The following is a 25058-nucleotide window of genomic DNA, read 5'->3' as shown; positions in this document are numbered from 1 at the left end:
GGGTCCCAGCGCGGAATGAGAGTTAAAAGTACCTTTGATTTCTCAGCGGAGTGCTATAGCCCCGTTTGAGTTTGCTCTGGATTGGGGAAGTATAACCTCCACTTTATTGTGCTTAAGAAGCATACAGAGTCGGGAAGTAACTTAGTCCTATTCGTTTGAAGGACAAAAATGCCGTTGTCATGAGTTGTTGCTAATCAGGTGCTTTTTAAGTGCGGTTTTTTCTCTATAATTGTGGAGAGTGAAGTATAGTTTTTCAGATAGGGCAGCAGAGAAACTACTTAGAGGGTTGCTGGTGAGTGGCTGGTGAGTGGCTGAAGAGCGCCAGAACCTTTTTAGCGGATTAAGAAACAGCTTCTCTATAGACATACAAAGGAATACTAGATATGATTATGGATATTAAAATTTAATAGGTTAAGAGAAAGGTGCCGGTTCGATGTGTAGAATCAGAAATCGGCTTAAAAGGGAAGCACGGTGCAAATCCGGCGCGGTCCCGCCACTGTAAATGCGGAGCGGTTCTTAGAGCGGCCACTGTCCGGGGAAGGATGGGAAGGCCAAGAGCAGCAATGAGGCATAAGCCAGGAGACCTGCCTTTTTCGTGAACGTTTCTATTCTTCGTGGGGTAAGAATGCGGAACATATGCAAATGGAGGAAGTCTGGAGCTTCGGGCACCGCAGCCTTCACATTTGTATTCTTCCCTGGCCGCCCTGAACAAGGGCGGTCTTTATGTTGTCTCGGCTGTCCACTGCAACGCAGTACAAGCATTTATTTTATGACAAGGAAAGAGGTTAACGATGAAGACATTTTATTCTGCCAAGTCTTTTGTGCTTGGTCTGGTCTTATTGCTGGTAATTTCGGTTACGGGTACAGCGGTGGTTCCGGCGGGACAGGCTTTTGCCGCAGCGGAAACCACCGCTAACACAGGCACGGACAGTGTCACGGACGCAGTATATGCTGCAGATACTTTTGCAGAAGGAAAAGCTGGTGCTTCCTTGGCTGCAGCGGATACCGGGGGACAGGTAACTGTCTCGCAGGCAACGTATTCGGCTGCAGAATATATACTCAGCGGCGGTGTAACGTCGGAGTGGCAGGCGATCGGGCTGGCCCAGGCGGGCTACCGGGTGCCGGATAGCTATGTCCAGTCGTTAGCGAAGAAAGTACAGACAGCGGGAGGCAGCTTCCCGAATGTGACGGATTATGCGCGGATTGTGCTAGCCGTGAGGGCGGCCGGCGGAGATCCGGCGAATTTTGCCGGCAGCGGTTCTGCGGCAGGCTTCAATTTACTGGAGCGTATCTATAACAGCGACAAAATCAGCGGCCAGTCGCTAAATGCGCCAGTTTACGCGCTGCTCGCGCTGGACTCCGGCAGCTACACGCTTCCCGGTGATGCCAAATGGAATCAGGCGTCGCTGCTGAGCGAAATTCTGTCCAAGCAAAATAGCGATGGCGGTTTTGCACTGTTCGCAGGGGGAGCGAGCGAACCGGATATGACGGCCATTGTGCTGACTGCGCTTGCTGCGCATAAGAATGACCCCGCAGCGGTGACCGCGGGACAAAAAGCAGTAGCCTGGCTGGCAGCCAAGCAGGACAGCAGCGGCGGCTACGGGGACAGCAGTGAAAGTGCGGCCCAGGCCATAATCGGCCTGTCCTCCTTTGGCGTGGACCCTGCGGGCGGCGAGTTCATCAAGAATGACACCGATTTGCTAAAACGGCTGCTGAGCTTCCGGCTGGCCAGTGGGGCCTTTGCTCATAACCAGGGCGGCAGCGCCAATGCGCTGGCTACAGAACAGGGCCTACAGGCCCTGGTGGCCTACAATCTGTTCAGCGGCGGAGCAAACGGCAAGCTGTATGATTTCTCCAAACCGGTGGTGCAGAATCCGCTGGTCTATGTGCCGCTGACAATCGAAGGGCCTGAGAATACATTGGGCCAAGGCAGCGCCTACGCAGGAAATGTACTCGAAGCACTTGAAAAAGTAGCCGCGGCGAATGGTCTGCCGATTACGAATCCGTCCGGCAGTTATGTTACTGGCATTGGCAGCATCTATGCAGGAGCTACCGGCGGCTATGACGGCTGGATGTATGCAGTCTCGCGTGGCGGTGAATGGGTAAGCGTTGATGTAGGAATGAAAGACTTCAAGCTGAAGGAATCAGACCGGGTGCTGGTTTATTATACGGGCAGCACTACGCAGCTTGTCGATAAAGTGGCCCTTTCCAAGGCGTTGCCTAGAGAGGGTGAAGCCTTTACCGTCACAGTCACCCAAAAAGCATGGGTATGGGATGGCTCCGCCTCCAACCCGGTAACTTCAAGTGCCGCCGGTGTGCAGGTGACGATTGGCGGCAAGACGGCAACAACAGATAAAGACGGCAAAGCCGAGTTTACAGAGGGCTTCGCTGCAGGAAACTATACACTTGCCGTTACAGGATACGTTGCAGACAAGGCGCCCAAGATTGCAAAATATACGCAGGCGCTTAAGGTAGCTCCCCTCAATGTAAAGGCCACAGTATCTGTCGAAGGGCCGCAAGGCTCCATCGCCGAAGGCACACTGGAAGCGTCTGACGCGCTGGACGCCCTCAAGAAGCTGGCGGCATCCGGCAATATTCCGCTGGACATTACAGAGTCTTCTTTTGGCAGCTATGTCTCGGGCATCAATGGAATTCAGAGCGGAACATATAACGGGTATTGGAGCTTTGTGGTTTCCCGCGGCGGGGAGTGGATTTATCCGTCTGTGGGGATGGGAGCCTTCGTCCTTCAGCCTTCCGATCATGTGCTGGTCTATTACGGCGGGGGAGCTACTCAGGTTGTCAACTCTGTAACGCTCTCTGCTGCCCAGCCTAAAACGGGCGAAGCGTTCACGGTAACCGTTGCCCAGAAGCAGTGGATATGGAACGACAAGACCTTTACCTCTGATCCGGTGGTTACACCGGCAGCAGGCGTACAAGTGACCATTGGCAGCACAACCGTAACAACGGATGAAAAGGGCGCAGCTACCATTGCCAGCGGCTTGCCTGCGGGGGCGTATACGCTTGCCGTGACGGGATATGCTGCGGACAGCACGCCGAAGATCGTCCGCTACACGCAGCCGCTGACTATTTCTGATTCGGTAGTGGTGCCTCAGCCGGCATCCGCGACGATTTCGGTTATCGGCGACAGTGCGAAGGGGACTATTCTATCCAGCACCACAGTAGCTCTAAATGCCGGAGAAACAGCGTACAGTCTGCTGATCCGCCAGCTGGGAAGCCGGGTGACTGCGACAACCTCCGGTGGGAGCATGTATGTCGTTTCTATCGATGGCCTGAAGGAGTTTGACCGGGGACCAAAAAGCGGATGGAAGTATTCCGTCAATGGCAGCGATCCAGGGTTCAGTGCCGGAGATTACAAGTTGAACAATGGGGATGTGCTTGTCTGGTACTATACGACAGATTTTGATGTTCCTTCGACGGGTACGGGTGGTCTCTCTGGAAGCACAGGAAGCACTGGAAGCGCGGGAAGCGTCGGCATCGCAGCGGACAACACCCTCCCGCTGAACCAGGTGGGGCAGACGACAGCTGTTACAAATTCAGGTGCACCCATGACAGCGTCTGAGGCGGCAGCTTTGAGTCAAAAATTAACGGCCAACACGGCAGTCTTCGAGCAGGAGGTTGCTCCCGGTGCGGGAGCGGCTTTGAAGGATAGCGGCGGTGAGGTGCAGCTGCTGATTCCGGCGGGGGCAGTCTCCGGAACAGTGAAGATCACTATGAAGGAGAACAACTCCAGCCGCGGCGAACTGGTGTCGGGTCTATATACGTTTGGGCCGGACGGAACGAAATTTGTGAAGCCGGTTGAACTTTCCATCACAGTGCCGGTAAAAGCCGGCAATCCGGCCAATCTGGCTTTGGCTTGGCTCGATCCGGCCACAGGCCGCTGGATTCCGGTTCCTTCCGTTCTGGATGCCAAAACGGGTATCATTACCGGAAAAATCAGCCATTTTACAGATTATGCAGTAGTTGACCGCAGCAAATGGGAGCCGCAAGCTGAGCAGCTGAAGAAGGACATAGCCGCTACAGCAAAAGGGATAACAGCCGCAGAAGAGCTGAGTGATTGGCAGGCTGTAGGGCTGGCCCGCTCGGGTTATAAGGTGCCTGCTGCTTATCTGGAAGGGGTGAAGGAGCAGCTGTCAGCCAGCCAGGGCCAGCTCCGCAAGGTTACGGACTATGAGCGTCTGGTACTGGGTGTGGCCGCTGCAGGTGCAGATCCGCAGAACTTCGGCGGCTATAACCTGATTGTAAAAATCTATAACAATGACAACATGACCAGTCAAGGCAGCAACGGTCTCATTTTTGCCCTGATTGCTCTGGACAGCGGCTCCTATACAGTTCCTTCGGGCGCCAAGTGGACCAAAGAACGTCTGGTTCAAGCCCTGCTGGAAGTTCAAAGCAAAGACGGCGGCTTCCCGCTGACCGCAGGCGGAACAGCTGATCCGGATATCACTGCCATGGCAGTTACCGCGCTTTCAGCTCATGCCGGTCAGGCAACTGTTGCAGCAGCGGTAGACAAAGCCATTGCCTGGCTGTCACAGCAGCAGCAGGAAGACGGCGGCTTCAAGCAGGCGAATGTAGAAAATAGTGAGAGTACCGCGCAGGTCATCATTGCCCTGGCTGCAGCGGGGATTGGTCCGAATGACTCACGGTTTGTCAAAGCCAAAGGCGGATTGCTCAGCCATCTGGCTTCCTTCCGTCAAGCGGACGGCGGATATGCCCATACACAGGGACAACCGGCTAACAGCGTAGCCACCGAGCAGGCGCTGCTGGCCCTGACCGCTTATAGCCGTTACCTGGCCGGTGAGGCGAAGCTGTTCAGCATTTCTCCTTCCGGAGTGACCGGCGGGCCGGTGTTCACCGATGAGAATCTGATTTCGGCCTGGGCGCTGGAATCCGTGCATCAGGCTTACAGTAAGAAGCTGATGGAGGGCATCAGCGGGAACAGTCCGGTTTTTGCGCCGAAGCAGAAGATTACCCGGGCAGAATTTGCCGCCCTGCTGCTGAGACTGACCCATAACGAGCCGTCTGCGGCTACCAGTGCACCGGTATTCAGCGACGTCAAGACCGGCGCATGGTATTATGGAGTAGTGCTCAAAGCAAAAGAGCTTGGTATTGTCGATGGGATCACAGACACAACCTTTAATCCGAACGGCGTCATTTCCCGCCAGGATATGGCTGTCATGATTTCAAGAGCACTCAAGCTGGAAAATAAAGCTTCTGCGGCAGCCCCGCAAGCTGCGAAGTTTACGGACGAAGGCCGGATCAGCAACTATGCGTTATCCGCTGTCCGAACAGTTACGGAGCTGGGCTACATGACCGGATTCGGCGGAACCTTCGACCCGGCATCGGCTGTGACCAGAGAAATGGCCGCTGTGGTGGCGGTAAGACTGCCATAATCATGCTGGTGGCAGTAAGACTAACATAATATTGAAACTGTTTGAAGCTGAGATTAGACTAGCAGGCAATCAATTGCACTTTATACAGTAGATGATATTCAAATCAGCAAAAAAATGGAATCTATTGCACTCTGTACAGCAGATTCAGGTGAAAAAGGCGCTTTTGACTCCAAATCAAGAAATCTGCTGCACGAAATACAGCAGAATGCGATTTACCGCAGAATGCTCAGCTTTCTATTGTACAAAGTGCAATCAAGCAAAAAGTGTATGAGTTAGACTGGAGAACTTGTGAGCTTGGGTAAGCAATAAAGCTCATAAGGAGCTGGAGCGAAGTGGAAAAAGTAAAACTAATGAGCTGAAATCCTGGCTGCAGCAGATTTTAGTGGGATTTTGTACACCTCATTCATGACTATTCATCCCATTTGGCCGCTTTCAGCCGGATTAATGGTACTTTTTCCAACATAGGCTGCTCCATGAGCCGAATGAGTCCGATTAGTGATCCTTTTTCCACTAACGATGACTGCCCTTTTCATCGGGTTTACAAGTGCTGGCAGCAGCGGGAGTGTGTTTAGATTATCCTGTGGCTGACAACTCTGCCTTTGTTCATGCCTGAGTATGGGCTGGGGGCGTGTGGGTTTGCAGCACAAGTTGATTTTCAAGTTACGGCCTCTCTGTCCACAGGTTAGGCGGGCGGAGACTGTGCCTGTTTCACCACTAATCATATTGCCAAAAGAACGGAACGGGGGAGCAGGCGCAGCCCCGTTCCTTTCCCTTTTTTGTCATATCAGAAGGGATATATGGGGGTATTTATCGGAGGTGTCCATGTTTATGTCCAAGTCCATCCAGCAATGGCTGTCCGCACCGCTGCTGCTTCTGGCCGCAGCGGTGCTGCTCGCCGGCTGCGCAGCCGGCGCAGACACGGCCGGCGGGGCGCAGAGCCCCGCCGCGAGCACGGCTGCGGTGCAGAGCCCGCAGCCCGAGACCCAGGCGTCCCCTCTCCCCGGGGACGCCGCAAACCCCGTGCCATCCGCCACCGCGGACGGCACGAAGACCCCAACGTCCGGCGCGGAACCCGCTGCCGGGACGCCTGAGGGGGCGGCTGTATCTGCGCCGCCCGCCTCATCCGGCGCGGCCGCAAAGCCCGCGCCGTCTGCCGCTGCCGTAACGGAGCCAGCTCCCGTTACGGCCAGCGCCGCCCCGGCCGCGGCGAAAGCCTCGGCCGGGCCCGCGAAGCCAGCAGCCGGCGCGAAGCCGACCGCCAGCATGAAGCCAGCAGCCGGCGCGAAGCCGCCAGCCAGCACGAAGCCGTCAGCCGGCGCGAAGCCGGCCGCCGGCACCAAACCGGCGGCGACAGCAAAGCCTGCCGCCACGGCGCAAGCCCCGGCAGCCGCGAAGCCGACGGCTGCCGCTTCAGCCGCCCCGGCGAAGCCTGCCGGGGTGGAGAATACCGTCACGCTCTCCATTGTCGGAGACAAGGAGCACGGGACGATTTTTGAGGCGGCTGCTGTTGATGTCAAGGACGGTGAAAGTGCGCTGGAGCTGCTGAAGCGGATTACCCGCAGCAATAAAATTCAAATGGAATACCAGGGAGCCAAAAGCTTCGCTTATGTGGAAGGAATCGATAATCTGTATGAATTTGACCAAGGCCCGGAGAGCGGCTGGATCTACAAGGTTAACGGTGAGGTTCCGGGCAAAGGGGCAGGCAGCTACACACTGCAGCCGGGCGATACCGTGGAGTGGCTGTATACGCTGGATATGGGCAAGGATGTAGGGGCGGAAGTGCAATGAGCAGCGGCTTCCGTGCAATGCATCCCTCGGTGGCGCTGCTCTACTATGCCGGACTGCTGTTGTTCGCCACCCTGCTGTTCCATCCCCTGTTCCTGGCTACAGAGATTGCCGGACTGACGCTTCTGCTGGTGCTGCAGGGACAGGGGCGGCAGCTGCTGCGTGCACTCCCGTTTTTTCTGCTGATGGCCGTTTCTGTTGCCGTATTGAATCCCTTGTTCTCACACAGGGGTGCGCATATTCTGTTTTATTTTATGGATCAGCCGGTTACCCTGGAAGCCGTTTTGTACGGGCTGATGATGATGGCGGTCCTGTTGACTGTTTTTATTCTGTTCATTTCTTACAGCTACACGGTCACTACGGATAAATTCATGTATCTGTTCGCCGGGGCTGCACCCCGGACCACTCTGCTGACGCTGATGGCGCTGCGTTTCGTGCCTTTGTTCCAGCGGCGTCTGCGCCAGATTACCATGATTCAGCGGATTCGGGGAGTGGATGCAGGCAAGGGCAGCGTGCGCTCCAGAATGAGGGACGGCATGACGCTGCTGAAGGTGCTGCTGACCTGGTCGCTGGAGGAGGCGCTGCAGACGGCGGACTCAATGAAAGCGCGGGGCTACGGCGTCCGCAAGCGAAGTGTATACGGAATTTACAGGCTGGACCTGCAGGATAAAGCCATTTTGCTGCTGCTCGCGGCAAGCGGGCTGATCCCGCTGTTTTTTTGGATGAAGGGGTACGGGGTGCTGGAGATTTATCCGCGGATGAAGCCAATGCACTTCGGCTGGGCTGATGCTGCGATGTATGCAGGCTTCTGTTTGTTCGTGCTGACGCCGCCGGCCCTCGAAGGAAAGGAGAAATGGTTATGGAGATCCTCGCGGCGGAGCGTCTATCCTTCAGCTATCCCGAGGAAGACAGGGACTCGCTTCATGAGCTCTCATTTACGGTAGAGGAAGGTGAGTTTGTCGTGCTTCTCGGCCCTTCGGGCGGCGGCAAAACCACGCTCCTGCGCCATCTGAAGCGCGAGCTTGCACCTGTAGGCAGGGCCAGCGGGAAGATTGCTTACAAGGGGCAGCCGCTATCCGGTCTGCCTGCAGAGCTTACAGCCGCAGAAATCGGGATGGTGTTCCAGAACCCCGATGCTCAGATCGTGATGGACACGGTGTGGCATGAGCTGGCCTTTTCAATGGAAAATATGGGCTATCCGGCAGCGGTTATGCGCAGCAGGCTGGCGGAGATCGCCGGCTTGTTCGGACTGGAGCCGCTGTTGTACAAGCCGGTGCACGAGCTCTCCGGCGGGCAAAAGCAGCTGCTGAACCTGGCCTCGGTGCTGCTGCTGCAGCCCAAGCTGCTGCTGCTGGACGAGCCGACCTCGCAGCTTGATCCGGTCGCCGCGCGGGAGTTCCTCCAGACGCTGCACCGGCTGAATGAAGAGATGTCGGTGACGGTCATCATCAGCGAGCACCGCCTGGAAGAGGTGCTGCCGCTGGCTGACCGGGTGCTGCTGCTGGAAGAAGGGGAGCTGCGCTTTCAGGGGACGCCCCGTGACTTCGTACGCGGGGCCGGGCTTGCGCTTCATCCTCCGCATCTGGCGTATTTGCCCACCGCTGCGCGGTTGTTCCTCGCCCTTGAGCCGAATGCGGTTCAAGCACCCCGGGAGTCCATCCCGCTGACCGTGCGGGAAGGCAAGCGCTGGCTGCATTCCCTGGCTGAGAGAGGGCCAGGCATGGGGGAGGCGGCAGCTGACACAGGCACTTCCCGCCTCTCAGCATCTGCATCTGCGTCCGAGCTGCTGCTCAGCTGCCGGGAGGTGACCTTCCGCTACAGCAAGGAAGGAGCAGAGGTGCTCAAGAAGCTGTCGCTATCCCTGTACCGTGGAGAGCTGCTGGCCGTGATGGGCGGAAATGGTGCCGGAAAATCGACACTGCTGCATGTCCTGAACGGCCTGCTTAAGCCCCAGCGCGGCAAAGTGACGCTAGCTAAGGGGGTTACAAGCGGCTTTCTGGCCCAGAATCCGCTGCTCTACTTCAGCTATGACACAGTCCAGGAGGAGCTGCAGCAGATGGCGGAGTATGCCGGATTGTCCAAGGAAGAGGCGGGCCGGGAAATTGCCCGGCTCCTGGACATCTTCCGGCTCGGTGACCTTCTGCTGAGCCATCCGCATGACATCAGCGGCGGGCAGCAGCAGAAGCTGGCGCTCGCCATGGTGATGCTGCTGGGCCCCGGTATTTTGCTGCTGGACGAGCCGACCAAGGGACTCGATCCGGGGGCCAAAGAGCGGCTGGCAGCGCTGCTCGGAGAATTGCGAAGGCAGGGGGTCAGTATCCTGCTTGTGACACATGATATCGAGTTTGCCGCGAGATATGCCTCGCGCTGTGCGATGCTGTTTGACGGCGGCATTACGTCGGAAGGGACGCCGGCGGAGTTTTTCAGCAGCAACTATTTCTATACAACGGTAGTCAATCGCATGGCTAGAGAGCTGCTGCCGCAAGCCTTAACGATAGAGGATGTGATGAACGCGTGGTCCGCTTTCGCTTCCCCCTCCTGATTGCCCTCGGGCTGTTTGTGGCCGGCCTTGCGCTGACCTCAGCGCTGAAGGACCGCCATTATATGCTGCTCAGCCTGGTGCTGCTGGCGGTAGCCCTGCTGCCGCTGTTCATCCGTCTGGAACGTCGTCCGCTTGAATCCAGAGAACTGGTGCTGCTGGCAGTGCTGTCCGCTGTCGCTGCGGTCAGCCGGATTCCCTTTGCCGCCCTGCCCAGTGTGAAGCCGGTATCGGCGATTGTTATTCTTTCGGCCTATGTGTTTGGGGCGGAAGCCGGATTTATCATCGGCGCGGTAGCTGCGCTGGTGTCCAATATCTACTTTGGGCAGGGGCCCTGGACGCCTTGGCAGATGTTCGCCTGGGGCATGGTCGGTCTGACCGCCGGCTGGCTGCGGAATACCTGGTGGATGAAAAAAAAGGGCGGAATGCTTGCATTCGGCTTTGTCTGGGGATTTTTATTCGGCTGGATTATGAATATCTGGTATCTGATCAGTCTGCCGGATGCGTTCAGCTGGGGGCTCGTGGCTGCCGCATATGCGTCAAGCTTTTATCTCGACCTCGCCCATGCCTTGTCCAATGTCTTTTTCCTGGCAGTTCTGGCCGGAGGCTGGACCAAAGTGCTGAAGCGGTTCCGCAAAAAATACGGCTTGCTGCAGGAGTGAGGCAGGGGAGAGTTCTTAGGTTGTCCCGAATAGGGACCCTCTCCGCTCCGGTTATCTGGGCAGGATATTCAATTCTTTTTTTAAGATTGGATTGGAAATCTGTAGCGTTCACGTCAGATAACAATTAAGGATTTGTTATAGACTGTACTTTCTGCAATAGAATTGCCCAGAGTTTCTGCGATGAATCACATTCTACTGTATTTCATGCAACCGATATCCCGATTTTGGGTAAAAAGTACCTTTTCCAGGGGATTCTACTGTACATCATGCAATAGAATCCCCTTTTCAGGCTGATTTATCGTTGATCTGCTGCATAAAGTGCAATAGAACGGCGTTCATTCCCTCACAACCCCCCATTCTTCATTTTTGGAAACTAATTTAGTAGTCATATAGTCATAAAAAAACAATATTTTCTTCTCTTTTTCGACATATTTTTCAGTGAAAATGTCATACTTTTGGCCTTAATCTCCGATAAATTAGATACAGCAGGAGATGAAGAGGGCGGGAACAGAACAGATGAGACATCTTAAGGTAAGACATAAAATGATATTGCTGGTAGCGGTCTTTGTGCTAATGCTTATTGGGACCGGAGCTGCCGGTATCCTCACCATCAAGCAAATGGCAGCAGGGTCCGGTAAGGCCTACAGCCAAAATGTGCAGCCGATTTATCTGATAACAGAAATACGCGGAAACAACCGGGCGATTGAGTCTTTGCTCCTGGAAAGTCTGATTACCAAAGACGATGCCAAAAGCCAAGAGCATACGGCGGCTATCGGGGAGTATATCAACACCAACAATGAGCTGATCACTCAGCTAAAGGCTATATCCTTCAGCAACAAAGACGTATCGGGTAAAATCAATGAGTATCTGTCCCTGCTTCCGGATTACCGGGCACAGCGTGACAGCATTGTTCAACTGGCCGGGAATAAGCTCAAAAAGGAAGGTTATCAGATCTTCTCGGGGAGTGTATTCAGTGAATCGCGGGAGATCATGCTGAGCCTGCTTCAGGATACAGCCGTGCTGCTGGTTCAAGATGCCCGTAATAATAACGAAACCAGCCAGCAGGATGCCCGAAGCTCCGTGACCTTAATCATTTTGCTGATTATCGCTGCCTTACTGCTCAGTGCGGGAATCAGCAGCATCATTTCAAGGATAATTACGCAACCGCTTAAGGAGCTGCAGGTGCTGATGAAGCGCGCAGAGACAGGAGACCTTACAGCGGCAGCTTCCTATAAGTCGAGAGACGAGATGGGTCAAATCAACAGCTCGTTCAATACCATGCTGGACAGTCTGAAGAGCATGATGCAGGGAGTAGCGGAGAGCACCGAATTGCTGTCAGCCTCCTCGCGGGAAATGAGCGCCAGTGCGGAGCAGACGGCCCGCGCTTCGCAATTCATCGCCGAAACGTCCGGCGGCATCGCTGCCGGTTTCGATGTGCAGGTGGAGACGGTTGACCGCGCTGCACATTCCGTGCAGGCGATCGCGGAGGAGATTGCTGCTGCCCAGCAGAGCAGCCATGAAATGTCCGGGCTGATGGCAGAGGTTGCAACGTCCGCCGGTCGTGGAGCTGCTGCTGTGGAGGTTATCCTTGCACAGATGAAGGAGATTGCTTCCAGTGCTTCGACCAGCCAGGAGAGGGTCAGCAGCCTGGGCAGCCTTTCAGAGGAGATCACTGTCATTGTTACGACGATTCAGGATTCCATTCGATCCGCTGCACGGCAGACGGAGGAGATCCAAGAGGCTGTCGGGCATGTTTCCCGCGAAGCGCTTATAGTATTGCAGGCAATGGAGCAGGCAAGTGGAGTGTCCCATAAGGGTGCAGAAGAGGTGCAGGACAGCAGCGCTGCCAGTGAAGAGCTATTGACCGTGATGGGCGAAATGTCGATGTCGGCCCAGTACCTGGCGACACTCGCCGAGAATTTGCAAGTGGATTTGGCGCGCTTCAAGCTTAGTTAATCAACAAACAGGCCTCCGGAAGTTATGCCCGGGAGGCCTGTTTGATTTTGCAGTCATCTGGCCGGTGCAAGTTGGCCGGTTGCGGAGTGCTGCTACAGAGTGAAGTGGAATTAGTAAACTTAAATCGGCTCAAAAGAGCCCAGCAGAGACTTTTAGTGGGAATAAGTATACTTAATCTCAGCGAATTCGCCATTAAGGATACAAATGGGCCGAGGGGCTGCAAGGGGAGGAGTTACGTTCACTTTTTCCACTTATATAAAGCGAACCAGAGAAACTAACAATAGGGAAAAGGGATGGAGGGGGAGTTTGGAACTGTAGGAGCGTAGAAGCGTATCGACAAAAGTACCGGTCAGAGACCGGGTGATATAGTTCTGCAGCCTGCCTGGATCGACCCGTGAAAATGGAATTACGCGGGGAAAACATAGTTTACCCGAATGTTAGCCGGAAATTATAGCTTAACACACAAAAAGCGGCCCGCTCCGGCAGTAATACCAGAGCGGGCCATTTTTTATAGAAACCCGAAGCATTCAGTTGATTCTGGTCTTAAGCGTACCAGCCCCATACGAAGATGTACAAGGTACCGTAAATGGTGACCAGACCCACAAACAGCGCATAGGCGATATTAATGTACAGCTCTTTCTTGGTATCTGCCGATTCCCCGATGTGCATGAACACGAACAGCTGCAGGGAAGCTTGGATAATGGCTGTGACCAGCAGTACGGCCATATTAGCGCCCTTGGACAGATCACCATAGATAACGATCAACGCTGCGGCGGAAAGGACCAGAGAGGCCAGATAACCCATCACATGGCGAATTGGAAACAGTTGCTTCATCATGTCACATCAGTCCTTTCAGGTAGACGAAGCTGAAGATAAAGATCCAGACCACGTCCAGGAAGTGCCAGAACAGTGAGAAGATAAATGCTTTGTTGGCTGTAGCCGGGTTGATGCCCTGGCGCCACAGCTGAATCATAATGGCCGTTCCCCACAGGAAGCCGAAGCTGACGTGCGCCCCGTGCGTTCCCAGCAGGACGAACAGGCTGGATAGGAAGCCGCTGGTCTGCAGCGTGGCTCCTTCATGCACATAAGTGACAAACTCGGTAATTTCAATGCCGATAAAGCCCAGACCCATCAGCAGCGTGAGGGCCATGAAGACCATCATCGCTTTTTTGTAGCCGAGACGCATGGCGTGAACTGCAAGACCGATCGTGAACGAGCTGGTCAGGAGCAGGAAGGTTTCAATCAGCACCGGGCCGATTTCGAACAGTTCACTTCCGCTCGGGCCGCTGGCAAAGCGGTCCACCATGACAAAGTATACCGTAAACAAGGTGGCGAACAATGGAATTTCAGCTCCGAGAAAAACCCAAAAGCCGAAGATTTTATTGCTGTTCTCTTCTGTAGAGTATTCCAGCGGCTTGGACGCATCTATTTTCATACAGTCTCACCCCGCATCAATTTCTTTTCTGTAGCCATAACTTCATCCACTGAGATGTAGTAGCCGTGATCACGGTCAAAGGACATGGCTGCCAGCATAATCAGCACACCCACTCCGGCAACAATCGCAGGAATCCACATGCTGAAGACCAGGAAGAATCCGAGGAAGAAGAAGATCACACCCAGGATAAACGGCTTGCCGGTATTGCTCGGCATGTGAATCTTGGTGATTTTGTCCTCGAACAGCGGTGTTTTGTTCTGCTTGGCATTCCAGAAGGCATCCATTGTCGTAACCTTCGGCACAACCGCAAAGTTGTAAACCGGCATTGGACTATGCGTAGCCCATTCGAGTGTGCGTCCATCCCAAGGATCGCTTGTGGTGTCTCTCGGCATGTAGCGTGTACTCCAGTAGATATTGTAAACCAGAAGCACGAAGCCGATCGCCAGACCTACCGCGCCCGCGAAGGACAGCATATTGAGCGGACCGAAGCCTGACTCCTCGGAATAGGTGTACATGCGCCGCGTCATACCCATCAGTCCCAGGAAGAACAGCGGGAAGAAGGTGACATTGAAGGAAATCACGATCCACCAGAAGGAATGCTTGCCCAGCCGTTCGTTCAGGCGGAAGCCGAACACTTTCGGGAACCAGTAGTGGAACCCGGCAATAACGGCGAACACGGCCCCCGGAATCAGCACGTAGTGGAAATGCGCAACCAGGAACATGGTGTTGTGGTACTGGTAGTCGGCACTGGCCATCGCCAGCATGACACCGGTCACCCCGCCGATGGTGAAGATCGGAATAAATGCCAGGGTGTACAGCATCGGTGTAGTGAAGGTGATTCGCCCTTTTCGGAGCGTAAACAGCCAGTTGAATATTTTTACCCCTGTCGGCACTGCGATCGCCATGGTCGTTATCGAGAAGAAGCTGTTGACCATTGCGCCTTGCCCCATGGTGTAGAAATGGTGAGCCCAGACCAGGAAGGACAGGAGCGAGATAATCAGCATACTGAACACCATGGAGGTGTAGCCGTACAGGTTCTTTTTGGAGAAGGTGGCAATAATTTCGCTATAAATACCGAATGCCGGAAGAATAACGATATATACCTCCGGATGGCCCCAAACCCAGAACAGGTTGGCCCAGAGCATATCCATCCCGCCGTTGGCCATTGTGAAGAACTGGGAGCCGAAGAGGCGGTCGAACATCATCAGCGCAAGCGCCACGGTCAGTACCGGGAAGGCGAAGACAATAATGACGTTCGTAATGAGCACGGACCAGGTGAACATCGGCATTTTCATCAGCTTCATGCCTGGAGCGCGCATTTTGAGAATGGTGACGATAAAGTTGACGCCTGTGATCAGAGTCCCGATACCGGAAATCTGCAGCGCCAGGGAATAGTAGTTGTTCCCGACTGTCGGACTGAACTCCAGACTCGCCAGCGGGAAGTAGGCTGACCATCCGGCATCCGGCGATCCGCCGATGACGAAGGAAATGTTAAGCAGCATGGCCCCGAAGAAGAAAAGCCAGAAGCTGACGGCGTTGAGGCGCGGGAAGGCCACGTCGCGGGCGCCGATTTGCAGCGGTACGATTACATTCATCAGACCGATGATAAACGGCATGGCCATGAAGAGGATCATGATCAGACCGTGGGTGGTAAAGACCTCATTATAATGCTGCGCATCGAGGAATTTCATTTCCGGCGCTGCCGTTTGCAGACGCATCATCATGGCATCTACACCGCCGCGGAACAGCATGAGCAGGGCGGCCAGGATATACATGACACCGATTTTCTTATGGTCAACCGTGGTCAGCCATTCGCGCCAGAGGTAGCCCCATTTTTTAAAATAGGTTAGCCCGACGAGAATCCCGATGGTAGCGAGTGCGATACTGATCATGGCTCCATATATTAAGGGTTCGCCGTGAACCTTAAACTTTTCTAAATCCATTAGGGTGGCTCCTTTCAGGTTGTTTCTTCAAGCATGTCATTAAGAATTGCTGTCGTGTGTATGTTCATCCACCGGTGAGCTTGGCAGGGGCTGTTCGACTTCGGGATTCGGTTGACTGTCGAACTCCGTCTCGCTGGAAGGCTCCGGTGAAGGATGGATTTCCTTATTGTCCTGATGGTCCATATTACCATTATCCATATCCATCTCTTTGCCGCCGCCGCTCATATGCTCGCTGTGTTCTCCCGGAGGAGGGCTGAATTCAAGATGGGTGGATGAATAGGTTTTGCGTCCAAGATAATCGGTGGCGAGCAGGCCTTTGAATTCCTTCTCCGTAAGCTTCGGAGCGGTTTCCTTGACCTCTTTCACCCAGTCCTCGTAATCCTTACTGCTCATGACCAGCGCTTCAAACTCCATGTGGGCGAAGCCTTTACCGCTAAAGTTGGCATTTCTGCCCATATAAGAGCCTTCTGTATCTGCGGAAAGGTGAAGCGTTGTGAGCATGTCGCTCATGGCGTACTTTTGTCCGGCAAGCTGCGGAATCCACAGACTGGTAATGGAACCGAATGAGTACATTCTGAACTCTACTGCCCGGTGAACCGGCATATTCACATAGTTTACGGTTTCAATGCCTTCCTCCGGATAGCTGAAATGCCATTTCCAGTTGGAGGAAGAGGCGTAGATAACCAGCGGAGTCTGGTCTTTATACTCTTTGGCCTGATTCTCGACGGCGTTGGTCGTTTTGACCGTCACGACGGACAGGAAGGCCACGATAATGATCGGGATGACGATCCAGATCGTTTCGAGGACCTTATTGCCCTCCTCATGCTCTGGAATGTATCCTTCATTGCTTTTCTTGGCCCGGTATTTTACCAGCACAAAGATATATAAGATGTAGACAACCGCCAGAACACCAAGCATAACCAGAATGGAAAGGATAATGGTGTCAGATAAAGTTCGGGCAGACGGCCCCTTCGGGTTCAGAACGGTGAGTGAACTGCATCCCGGCAGGAGGAGGATGAGGCTGAGAAACAAAGCGTATAACGGTCCCTTTTTTTTCATATAGAACTCCTTCCTTCAATAGTTCTTTTCATTCGCCGATCGTTGCGGGCAAACATTAACCTGTATCTATAGTAAGAACTACTTACCCATAATGCAAAATACATATTTTGTAATAAAATACACAATAGTCCTTAAAAATGTACATTCGGTTAAATATATGTGATCAAATTGTTACAAGAATCTTAATGTATGATAAAGATCACAGTAACGGTGCGCCTTAAGGTTATTTTAAGAAAGTTCAAATTTTGTTCACGATTTCACAATTGTTACTGTTTTCGTCACAATTATTTAAGCTGAAAACATCCTGATTTTGCGGTTTTTTCTTGCTGTGACAGCACTCGATAAAATTTGATTGCTTTCTGAAAAAAATGACGATATGTCATTTCTCATAGCGAAACAGTTACAATTTTTTGTGCTCATGGTTACAATCTCTCAAATTACGTTATATCTATTTATGCTAAAGTAGTAGGTAAATATACATAGATTGGGGATTGTTTCACGTGCCTATCAAAAAAGTAGTGCTATTATTCATGTCATTTTTTCTTTGCTTCGGAATTCTGCAAACCACAGCAGGTGCAGCGGGAGCAAACAGATCTTTGAAGCTTGGGGTGAACGACTCCTTAACCGGAATCACAGCCATTTCGGAAAAAAGCACCTATTATGTCCCGCTCCGCGCTTTGGCAACTGAGCTGAAGTGGACCCTCACCGGTCTTCCGGATGGCATTCAGGTGGATGGCGGGGGACGCACACTCCGTCTGCTGGGGAACAATGAGGGAGCCCGGCTTCAGGATGGGACAATTGCCAAGGCAGACACATTTCTCCGGGATGGAACATTGATGGTCCCGCTGAAGATCAGCGCTTACCTAGGATATAGAATATCCTTTGAACCGGATAAATATTTACTCCGTGTCCAGGATGGTTCAGCTACACTGGATGATACTGCGTTCGTAAGCAAGTACCAACAAGAACTGGCGCCGCCTGCGCCAGCGGAACCTGCACAGAATCCGCCGGCGGCGAAGCCGGGAAAAACCTTGTATCTGACTTTTGATGACGGCCCGTCTGCTACAACGTCTGAGCTGCTGGACATTCTGGACAAGTATGGGGTCAAGGCTACATTCTTTATGCTTGGACCGAACATGAACCGCTATCCTTCCCAGGTTAAGCGGATCGTGGAAGAAGGGAACGGGTTCGGACTGCACGGCATGACGCACCGCAAAGAGAAATTCTATGCTTCTGCCTCTGCCGCGCTGGCTGAAATGAACGGGGACAACGCTGTGCTGCGGAAGATTACCGGCACCGGCACAACCCTGATCCGTACTCCATATGGCAGCAAGCCGTATTTCACTAAAACCTTCAGAGACAAAGTACTGGGTCAAGGCTATCACCTGTGGGACTGGAACGTGGATTCCGATGACTGGAAATATAAAGAAGACAGTGTTACCATCTACAATACCGTAATGGGCCAGGTGCATAAGCTGCATAAGTCCAAAACCAGTCCCATTATTCTGATGCATGACCAGAAAGCAACACTTAAGGTGCTGCCGCGCCTGCTGGAATCGCTGAAGAAAGAAGGCTACACCTTCGAGATTATCACGAAGGATATCGAGCCGGTGAATTTTTGGAAGGACAAACGTTAACGATTGTCAGGATACCAAAAGAGCAAGCTTTGAGGTGAAATCATCCTCGCTGCTTGCTCTTTTTGTTGTGGATTAGTTGGTTTTTGGCATGATTAAACTTCGGGCAATAGATTGAGCTTTTCGACCGATATATGAGAACTTCTGCTGCAGAAAGTGCAACAGAATGCGCGCCTGAGCCGCGTCATTTGTACAAATAACTTACGATCATATGTACCAGCTCGGATTTCAGCCGTTCAGTCGCAATACGCTGCTGGGAGAAGGAGATAACGTCAACGATGGCGCTTACCGTTTCGAACACGATCACAGAAGCGGCCTCCATGTCTTCTGTTTTTAGCTCATCCTGTCCCATCTGCAGATATTCGAGTGTTCTGACGCGGCCTGCTTCATACTGTGCATCCATTAACTGCTTAATCTCCTCATCGCTGTGGTACATGACGGTCAGCTCTCTATGGTAGCCTTTAAAGGCCTCATGGGAGATCAGAAGGGTGTCGACCAGATGCATGATCAGCTCGGAGCGGTCGATGGTTAAGAAGTTGATCTCTGACATCGAAGCGTCAATCCGGGCCAGAAGATCTGCACCATAGTTCTTGAGCACAGCGATGAAAACCGCTCTTTTATCCACAAAATAGGAATAGAAGCTGCCAGTCGATACTCCGGCCGCCGCTGCGATTTGCTTGGTATTGGTCTGATGGAAACCCTTGTCCGAAAACTGCTTCATGGCGGCTTGGACAATAGCCTCCTTGGTCCGGATGCTGCGTTCCTGCCGTGGTGTTCTGATCTTGTCTTCCATATCACTCATGTCAGATTGCTCCCCCTTGTAGTACTGATTGTAGAGGAGGGAATTCAGGCTGTCAATAAATGTTGAACTAAAGTTCATATTTAATGGTTGACAAATATGAACTATAGTTCATATAATCAAAAACATGAACTGAAGTTCATATTTTAGAGGGTCTTTGGAGGCTGATGAAAATGAGTGTAAGAATGCGCAGAGCTTTATCTTTTACAGCAATCGTACTTGGATTTTTTATGGCGCTGCTGGATACGACGATTATTAATATCGCCCTGCCGGAGATGACGCGCCATTTCGGCGGGAGTGTGTCGCGGATTTCCTGGGTGATGAACGGGTATAACCTGGCTTTTGCCGTGTTCATCCTGACTGCTTCCCGGCTGGCTGATCAATTTGGCCGCAAGAAAGTGTTTATTTTTGGAGTTGCTCTATTTACTCTGACCTCTCTGCTTGCCGGGTTTGCAACATCCCTGGGGATGCTGATTCTGCTGCGGGTGATCCAGGGTCTGGCCGGGGCTATTATTGTTCCGGTCACCATTCCTCTGACCACGACCACTTTTCCCAAAGAGATGCATGGCCTGATTATTGGCATATGGGGAGCCGTCTCGGGGGTGGCTGCGGCGAGCGGTCCGGCGCTTGGCGGGATTCTGACGCAGAACCTGAGCTGGGAGTGGATCTTTTTTGTAAACGTGCCGCTGGGTGTGCTTAGCATTGTGCTGACGGCTGTCTTTATTAAGGAATCGCGGGATGATACCGCAGGCCGTTCAATTGACTATGGAGGAACCCTTGGAATTACCGGTGCGATGTTCTTCATTACGTACGCACTGATCAAGGTGCAGGATTATGGCTGGAGTTCAGGAAAGACCCTTGCGCTGCTGGGTGCGGGAGTAGTGTTCCTGCTGCTGTTCATCCTCACACAGTGGAAAGGGAAGAAGCCTATGCTGCCTTTGTCGCTGATGCGGATACGCACCTTCAACAATGCTTCCCTGACCCTGCTGATTGTCGGTGCGGCGCTGATGAATCTTTCCCTGCTGACCTCCTTCTTCCTGACGCGGATGATGGGGATGACTGAACTAAGGGCCGGGCTTGTGCTGTCCATGGTCGCTGTGGGCTCAATCGTCAGTTCGGCGGTTTCCGGGCCGCTGTCCGCGAAATACGGCAGCCATCTGTTCGCTGCAGCAGGCATCGTAATCACGGGCGGTGCGATGTATTCCATGAGCGGGCTTCACGCTGACTCGGCGGTGGCGGAGGTGGTGGTGCGCCTGCTGGTGGCAGGTGTCGGCATAGGCCTTACGATGGCGCCGGTGATGTCTTCCGCCGTCCGCAATGTTCCGGATGACAAGGTGGGCATTTCTTCGGGAGTCACCAATATGGCGAAGTCGCTGGGCAGCGTCATTGGGGTAGCTCTTATAGTGACTGTGCTGCAGCATAACATGGACAGTGAGCTGGGGAAGGCGGGGACTCACCTGTCTGAGGCCGTTCAGGCAGATGTTAAGCTGCAGCCCCTTGTCAAAAATGTTCTGGCGGAAGCAGTAGCTTCCATCAGTAAGGAGGGGACTGCGCCGATGGGAGGAAAGAGCGGCAAAGCTGATCCTGCGGCAGCCGTGGTACATGCGGTAGAGCTTGCTGCGGCAAAGCTTCCGCCTGCGGAACAAAAGGCTTTTGCAGCGGACAGCGCCAATCAATTCCGGGAAGCCAAGCTGCTCTTGTCTCAAGCAGGGAACGGGATGCAGCAGGCGGCTGTTGAGGGATTCCGCCGGACCTTTGTTTTTGCCGGCCTGCTGATGATTCCGGGAATACTGTTCGCGCTCCTGAGCGACAAGCGGCGCAAGCCCGAGGAGCCGGCGGCGGTTGCTGAACCGGCGGTGCTGGAGCGGTAGTTCCAGCTCAGAAAAGATTAAGCGGCTCTTTTGCGGAGCCGCTTCTTTTTATGTTGACAGCAGTATAATACTGTATTAATAATAGTAGTACAGTTAATACACTATACAGGTTGAACTTGAAAATATATAAACAGGGAAAAGTGGCGGAAGAGAAGTTTGGAACTGTAGGAGCGAATGCGTCCGCCTTTGTCTGCGGATTTCCACCGTAAACAACGGTATTAATCAAGAAATCTGCAGATGGGCAGTGGCCGGAAGTCCAAACATTCTCTGTAGTCACGACCTATCCCGAAATAGAAAAATCACAAGTTCAATCTATATGGAATGTTTGCCGGATACAGCACACGAAAGGAGGACTGTTATGTTCGAATTGGATGTCCGCAGCCGTAAGCCGATCTACGAGCAGTTGAACGATAAGGTCAAGGAGCTGATCATGCACGGGATTTTGCGCGCGGATGAGCAGCTTCCATCGGTAAGAACCTTGTCCTCACAGCTTACAGTGAATCCCAATACCATTCAGAAGGCCTACCGTGAACTGGAGCGGGAAGGCTATATCTATTCTTTACAGGGCAAAGGGAGCTTTGTGGCTCCGCTGCAGCAGGGACAGAACGAGAGCAAAAGAGCAGGACTCCGGGAAGAGCTGCTGCGCCTGATGGCAGAAGCGGTCTATCTCGGATTTACCGAAAATGAAATTGGGGCATTGTACCGTCAGGTGCTGGAGCAGAGAGAGAAGGGAGAATAGCCATGATCGAAATACGCGGAGTCAGTAAAAGCTTTCAGGGAGAAAAGGCTGTCGACAGCCTGTCGCTGACGGTACATAAAGGGGCCATTTATGGCCTGCTCGGTTCAAACGGGGCAGGGAAAACCACCCTGCTGAAAACACTTGCCGGCATCTACCGGCCTGAGGAAGGAACCGTCAAGATCGGCGGCCAGCCGGTATTTGAGAGCCCGCAGGTGAAGCAGGGCCTCATTTTTATGCCGGACAGCCCGTACTTCTTCCCGCAGGCCTCGCTCAAGACGATGGCAGCCTTCTACCGTTCGGTTTATCCGGGCTTCAGCGATAAACGTTTTGAGGAGCTGGGCACGGTATTCCGGCTCGATATGGGACGCAAGCTAAGCCGTTTCTCCAAGGGCATGCAGCGCCAGGCGGCCTTTTGGCTTGCGCTAAGCTGTAGACCGGATGTGCTGATTATGGATGAGCCGATTGACGGTCTGGACCCCGTAATGCGCCGCCAGATCAAGAATCTTCTGTTCCAGGAGGTCGCCGAGCGGGAGCTGACCGTGCTGATCTCTTCGCATAATCTGCGGGAGATCGAGGATCTGTGTGACCATGTCGGCATTATGCACCAAGGCCGGATGCTGGTCGAGAAGGATCTGGATGATCTTAAGGCGGATACGCATAAGGTTCAGGTAGCTTTTCGTGATGAGCGTCATGCGGCGGCACTGGCGGCCAAGCTGCAAATTCTCCATCAGGAGCGGCGGGGCAGCGTGGATCTGTATATCGTAAAAGGCGACCGGGAGCGGATTTCGAAAGTGATCCACGTCTATGAGCCATACGTGTTCGATCTGCTTCCCTTGACACTGGAGGAAATCTTTATTTATGAAATGGGGGATGCCGGGTATGATGCGCAGCCGATACTTCTTTAACAGCAGTGTTATCCGCCAGAATTTGCGCCAGCACGGCTGGATAGGAATCATCTATACCTTGGGCTTGCTGTTCTCGCTTCCGCTGCAGCTCTTCATGAACAATTATCCGGGTGCAGATCCGCAGAAGATAGATACCCTGTTCCGCGTGGGCGGGAATATACAAATGCTGTTCATCATCTCGCTGCCGGCAGCTGCCGGGCTGTTCCTGTTCCGCTATTTGCAGTCCAGAAGGGCTTCCGATCTGTGGCACAGCCTTCCGCTGCGGAGGGAGCATTTGCTTACGGCGCATCTGGCTAGCGGATTAGGACTGCTGCTGCTGCCGGTATGGCTAACTGCTGCAGTCACGGCAATTGTTACTCCGATGAACGGAAACATGTACATTTATCATGGAACGGAGATCTGGAACTGGTGCCTGACGGTCAGCATTCTTACGCTGTTTCTCTTTGTGTTCAGCATTTTTGTCGGCATCTGCACGGGACAAACTGTTCTCCAGGGAATTATCATTTATATTCTGCTGATCCTTCCGGCGGCGCTGATTCAATTTGTCAATCTCCATCTCAGCATGTATCTCTATGGTTACCCGGAATCGTTTGGCCTCAGTGAGGACAGATTGATCTGGTCGCCTTTATTACATCTTATTGTTCTGGGGGAAGAGCCCTTCAGTACGGGAGAATTATGGGCGTACAGCGCGTTGTCGCTTGTGTTCATCGTCTTTTCCTATATATTGTACCGCAAGCGCAGCGCGGAAAAGTCCGGTCAGGCGATTGCCTTCACCTATTTCAACCCGCTGTTCAAAGCCGGGGTTATGCTGTGTGCGATGCTCCTGGCGGGGACGTATTTTGCCGCCGTTAAACCGCATCAGGTGGGCTGGATTCTCTGCAGCCATCTTGTAGGGGCGCTGCTTGGCTATATCGCGGCAGAGATGATTATCCGCAAAACCTGGCAGATCCTGTCCCGCAGAGTACCGCTGGAATTTGCGGTCTATGGGGTACTGCTGGGTTTGCTGGTCTACATCCCGGTGTCCGGATTAACCGGATATGAGGACCGGGTGCCGGCTGCGGAACATATCACTGGAGTGTATGCCGGGAGTAATTACAGGATGTACAACGATGATTCATATGGAAGGGTGTACTCTTACAGTGCAAACGCAAATTTTTCGGATGTGGATCATGACGCCCCATTGGATAAACCCGACATCTATACGAACGATAAAGAGTATATCGAAGCTGTACGCAGGCTTCATCATACCCTTGTAACCGTGCGTCCGGAAATAACGGATTCGGCAGATAGCTATGTCCAGGGGACCCAAATGTTCACTCTTGTCTATCAATTGGACAACGGGCGGAAGCTGGTGCGTCAATACTGGATACCGGGCAGAGGGTTTGAACCGGAGATGAAGGCTGTGATGGAAAGCCGGGGCTTCAAACAGAATGAATATGGGCTTTACCAGCTGGATGAGGACGTAGAGAGCATCCGCCTTGGTTCCATTAACGATGCTAAGGCTGTCAGTATCTCTGATCCGCAAGAGATTAAGGAATTTAACGGGTTACTGAAGCAGGAAATCCTGAATATGAGCTATGAAGACCAGATTGGGGATCAGAAGCCGGTAGCGTCCATACAATTAAACAGCAAGCCGGGTTATAAAGGGTATGGGTTCAATTTTAGCTACGACTGGAAACCTTCCTTTCACGAATTAGAGAGCTGGCTGGTTCAAAAAGGATATGCGGACAAAGTCCGTATTACAGCAGCGGATATCCTATCTGCCGAGCTGATCAAGGATGATTATGCCGGCAAGCTCCCGGAGGGGGAGCGGTTCGACGCCCCAAAACATCTGGAGCTGGCCCGCAATGAGAACCGTACGGCTATGGTTAAGAGCGCGGAACTGATCAATGATATTTTGAGCCGCCAGCGTAACTTTCAGGGTAAGAATGGCGATTATCTGGTCAAGCTGAATTATAAAAACGGATCAATAGATTATGCAGCATTACACGCGAAGGATATAACACCAGGTCTGAAGTCGTTGCTTCCGTAAAATGGGATGTAATTGCAGTACCCTTTCCCCTGTGCCCCTTGTCCGGTAATTGTTCCGGCGGGGGCACTCTTTTTTGCCCAGGGTGAGGTGTGTGCTGACATCAGTTCAGGTTGACAAAACCTGGAACCTTGAATTATGCTTTTGGAAATATTAACATTCACAAACTTTAGGAGGTCAGGGCCAGATGAATGAACAAAGAAAACATTCGTACCCTCATAATCCCAATATGTTTCCTGTTCAGCGGTCCGCCTCGTTTGGAAGGTCAGCCTTTGCAGCGGTTTCTGTATT

The 25058-nt window shown here is 53.0% G+C and carries 16 protein-coding genes and 1 riboswitch; of the genes, 11 read left to right on the top strand and 5 right to left on the bottom strand.

Annotation, left to right across the window (positions count from 1 at the left end; genetic code table 11):
• Positions 1-403: 403 nt before the first annotated feature.
• A riboswitch (cobalamin riboswitch) is annotated at positions 404-606 on the top strand.
• A gap of 185 nt (positions 607-791) precedes the next feature.
• The 6 genes from BLQ82_RS20450 (at position 792) to BLQ82_RS20425 (ending at position 12353) form a co-directional block, all read left to right on the top strand.
• Positions 792-5411 (top strand): S-layer homology domain-containing protein, encoded by a 4620-nt coding sequence (locus BLQ82_RS20450; RefSeq protein WP_062519556.1) that lies wholly within the window; start codon positions 792-794, stop codon positions 5409-5411.
• An 828-nt stretch (positions 5412-6239) separates the two neighbouring features.
• On the top strand, positions 6240-7199 hold the full coding sequence (locus BLQ82_RS20445) for a DUF4430 domain-containing protein (protein WP_074648461.1): 960 nt from the start codon (positions 6240-6242) through the stop codon (positions 7197-7199).
• On the top strand, positions 7196-8140 hold the full coding sequence (locus BLQ82_RS20440) for an energy-coupling factor transporter transmembrane component T (protein ID WP_062519563.1): 945 nt from the start codon (positions 7196-7198) through the stop codon (positions 8138-8140). The genes BLQ82_RS20445 and BLQ82_RS20440 overlap by 4 nt, the downstream gene beginning before the upstream one ends.
• Positions 8056-9738 carry an ABC transporter ATP-binding protein gene (locus BLQ82_RS20435; RefSeq protein WP_062519566.1) on the top strand — a complete coding sequence of 561 codons (1683 nt, stop codon included), beginning with the start codon at positions 8056-8058 and terminating at the stop codon, positions 9736-9738. Before BLQ82_RS20440 ends, BLQ82_RS20435 begins: the two co-directional genes overlap by 85 nt.
• Positions 9711-10397, top strand: a complete 687-nt coding sequence (locus tag BLQ82_RS20430; RefSeq protein WP_020433227.1) for an ECF transporter S component — start codon at positions 9711-9713, stop codon at positions 10395-10397. The genes BLQ82_RS20435 and BLQ82_RS20430 overlap by 28 nt, the downstream gene beginning before the upstream one ends.
• A gap of 492 nt (positions 10398-10889) precedes the next feature.
• The gene (locus BLQ82_RS20425; RefSeq protein WP_082722522.1) at positions 10890-12353 is read left to right on the top strand and encodes an MCP four helix bundle domain-containing protein; all 1464 of its coding nucleotides are present in this window, start codon (positions 10890-10892) and stop codon (positions 12351-12353) included.
• Positions 12354-12896: 543 nt separating this feature from the next.
• On the opposite strand, the gene qoxD is transcribed toward BLQ82_RS20425, so the two are convergent.
• From qoxD to qoxA, 4 genes are read right to left on the bottom strand one after another with little or no spacing between them, the layout of a single operon-like run.
• On the bottom strand, positions 12897-13190 hold the full coding sequence (qoxD, locus tag BLQ82_RS20415) for a cytochrome aa3 quinol oxidase subunit IV (protein ID WP_025707339.1): 294 nt from the start codon (positions 13188-13190) through the stop codon (positions 12897-12899).
• A gap of 1 nt (position 13191) precedes the next feature.
• Positions 13192-13788, bottom strand: a complete 597-nt coding sequence (gene qoxC, locus BLQ82_RS20410) for a cytochrome aa3 quinol oxidase subunit III (RefSeq protein ID WP_062519573.1) — start codon at positions 13786-13788, stop codon at positions 13192-13194.
• Positions 13785-15731 (bottom strand): cytochrome aa3 quinol oxidase subunit I, encoded by a 1947-nt coding sequence (qoxB, locus tag BLQ82_RS20405; RefSeq protein ID WP_062519576.1) that lies wholly within the window; start codon positions 15729-15731, stop codon positions 13785-13787. Before qoxB ends, qoxC begins: the two co-directional genes overlap by 4 nt.
• Before the next feature lie 39 nt (positions 15732-15770).
• Complete coding sequence (qoxA, locus tag BLQ82_RS20400) at positions 15771-16790, bottom strand: cytochrome aa3 quinol oxidase subunit II (protein ID WP_062519578.1); 1020 nt, start codon at positions 16788-16790, stop codon at positions 15771-15773.
• Positions 16791-17386: 596 nt separating this feature from the next.
• On the opposite strand from qoxA, the gene BLQ82_RS20395 reads away from it, so the two are divergent.
• Positions 17387-18427, top strand: a complete 1041-nt coding sequence (locus tag BLQ82_RS20395) for a polysaccharide deacetylase family protein (protein WP_244280890.1) — start codon at positions 17387-17389, stop codon at positions 18425-18427.
• A 181-nt stretch (positions 18428-18608) separates the two neighbouring features.
• Here the strand turns inward: BLQ82_RS20395 and BLQ82_RS20390 are convergent, their stop codons facing one another.
• Positions 18609-19226, bottom strand: a complete 618-nt coding sequence (locus BLQ82_RS20390; RefSeq protein WP_062519301.1) for a TetR/AcrR family transcriptional regulator — start codon at positions 19224-19226, stop codon at positions 18609-18611.
• 170 nt (positions 19227-19396) lie between these two features.
• On the opposite strand from BLQ82_RS20390, the gene BLQ82_RS20385 reads away from it, so the two are divergent.
• From BLQ82_RS20385 to BLQ82_RS20370, 4 genes are all read left to right on the top strand, one after another.
• Positions 19397-21094, top strand: a complete 1698-nt coding sequence (locus BLQ82_RS20385) for an MFS transporter (protein ID WP_062519299.1) — start codon at positions 19397-19399, stop codon at positions 21092-21094.
• Positions 21095-21452: 358 nt separating this feature from the next.
• Positions 21453-21833: a GntR family transcriptional regulator gene (locus BLQ82_RS20380; protein ID WP_062519296.1), complete on the top strand. Its 381-nt coding sequence runs from the start codon at positions 21453-21455 to the stop codon at positions 21831-21833.
• Positions 21834-21835: 2 nt separating this feature from the next.
• Positions 21836-22738, top strand: coding sequence for an ABC transporter ATP-binding protein (locus BLQ82_RS20375; RefSeq protein ID WP_062519294.1), 903 nt, complete (start codon positions 21836-21838; stop codon positions 22736-22738).
• Positions 22692-24770, top strand: a complete 2079-nt coding sequence (locus BLQ82_RS20370) for a DUF6449 domain-containing protein (RefSeq protein ID WP_163704335.1) — start codon at positions 22692-22694, stop codon at positions 24768-24770. The genes BLQ82_RS20375 and BLQ82_RS20370 overlap by 47 nt, the downstream gene beginning before the upstream one ends.
• The last annotated feature ends 288 nt before the right edge of the window (positions 24771-25058 follow it).

Source organism: Paenibacillus jilunlii, from assembly GCF_900102965.1.
Classification (GTDB): Bacteria; Bacillota; Bacilli; order Paenibacillales; family Paenibacillaceae; genus Paenibacillus_AQ; species Paenibacillus_AQ jilunlii.
This window is presented reverse-complemented; position numbering and strand designations above follow the sequence as displayed.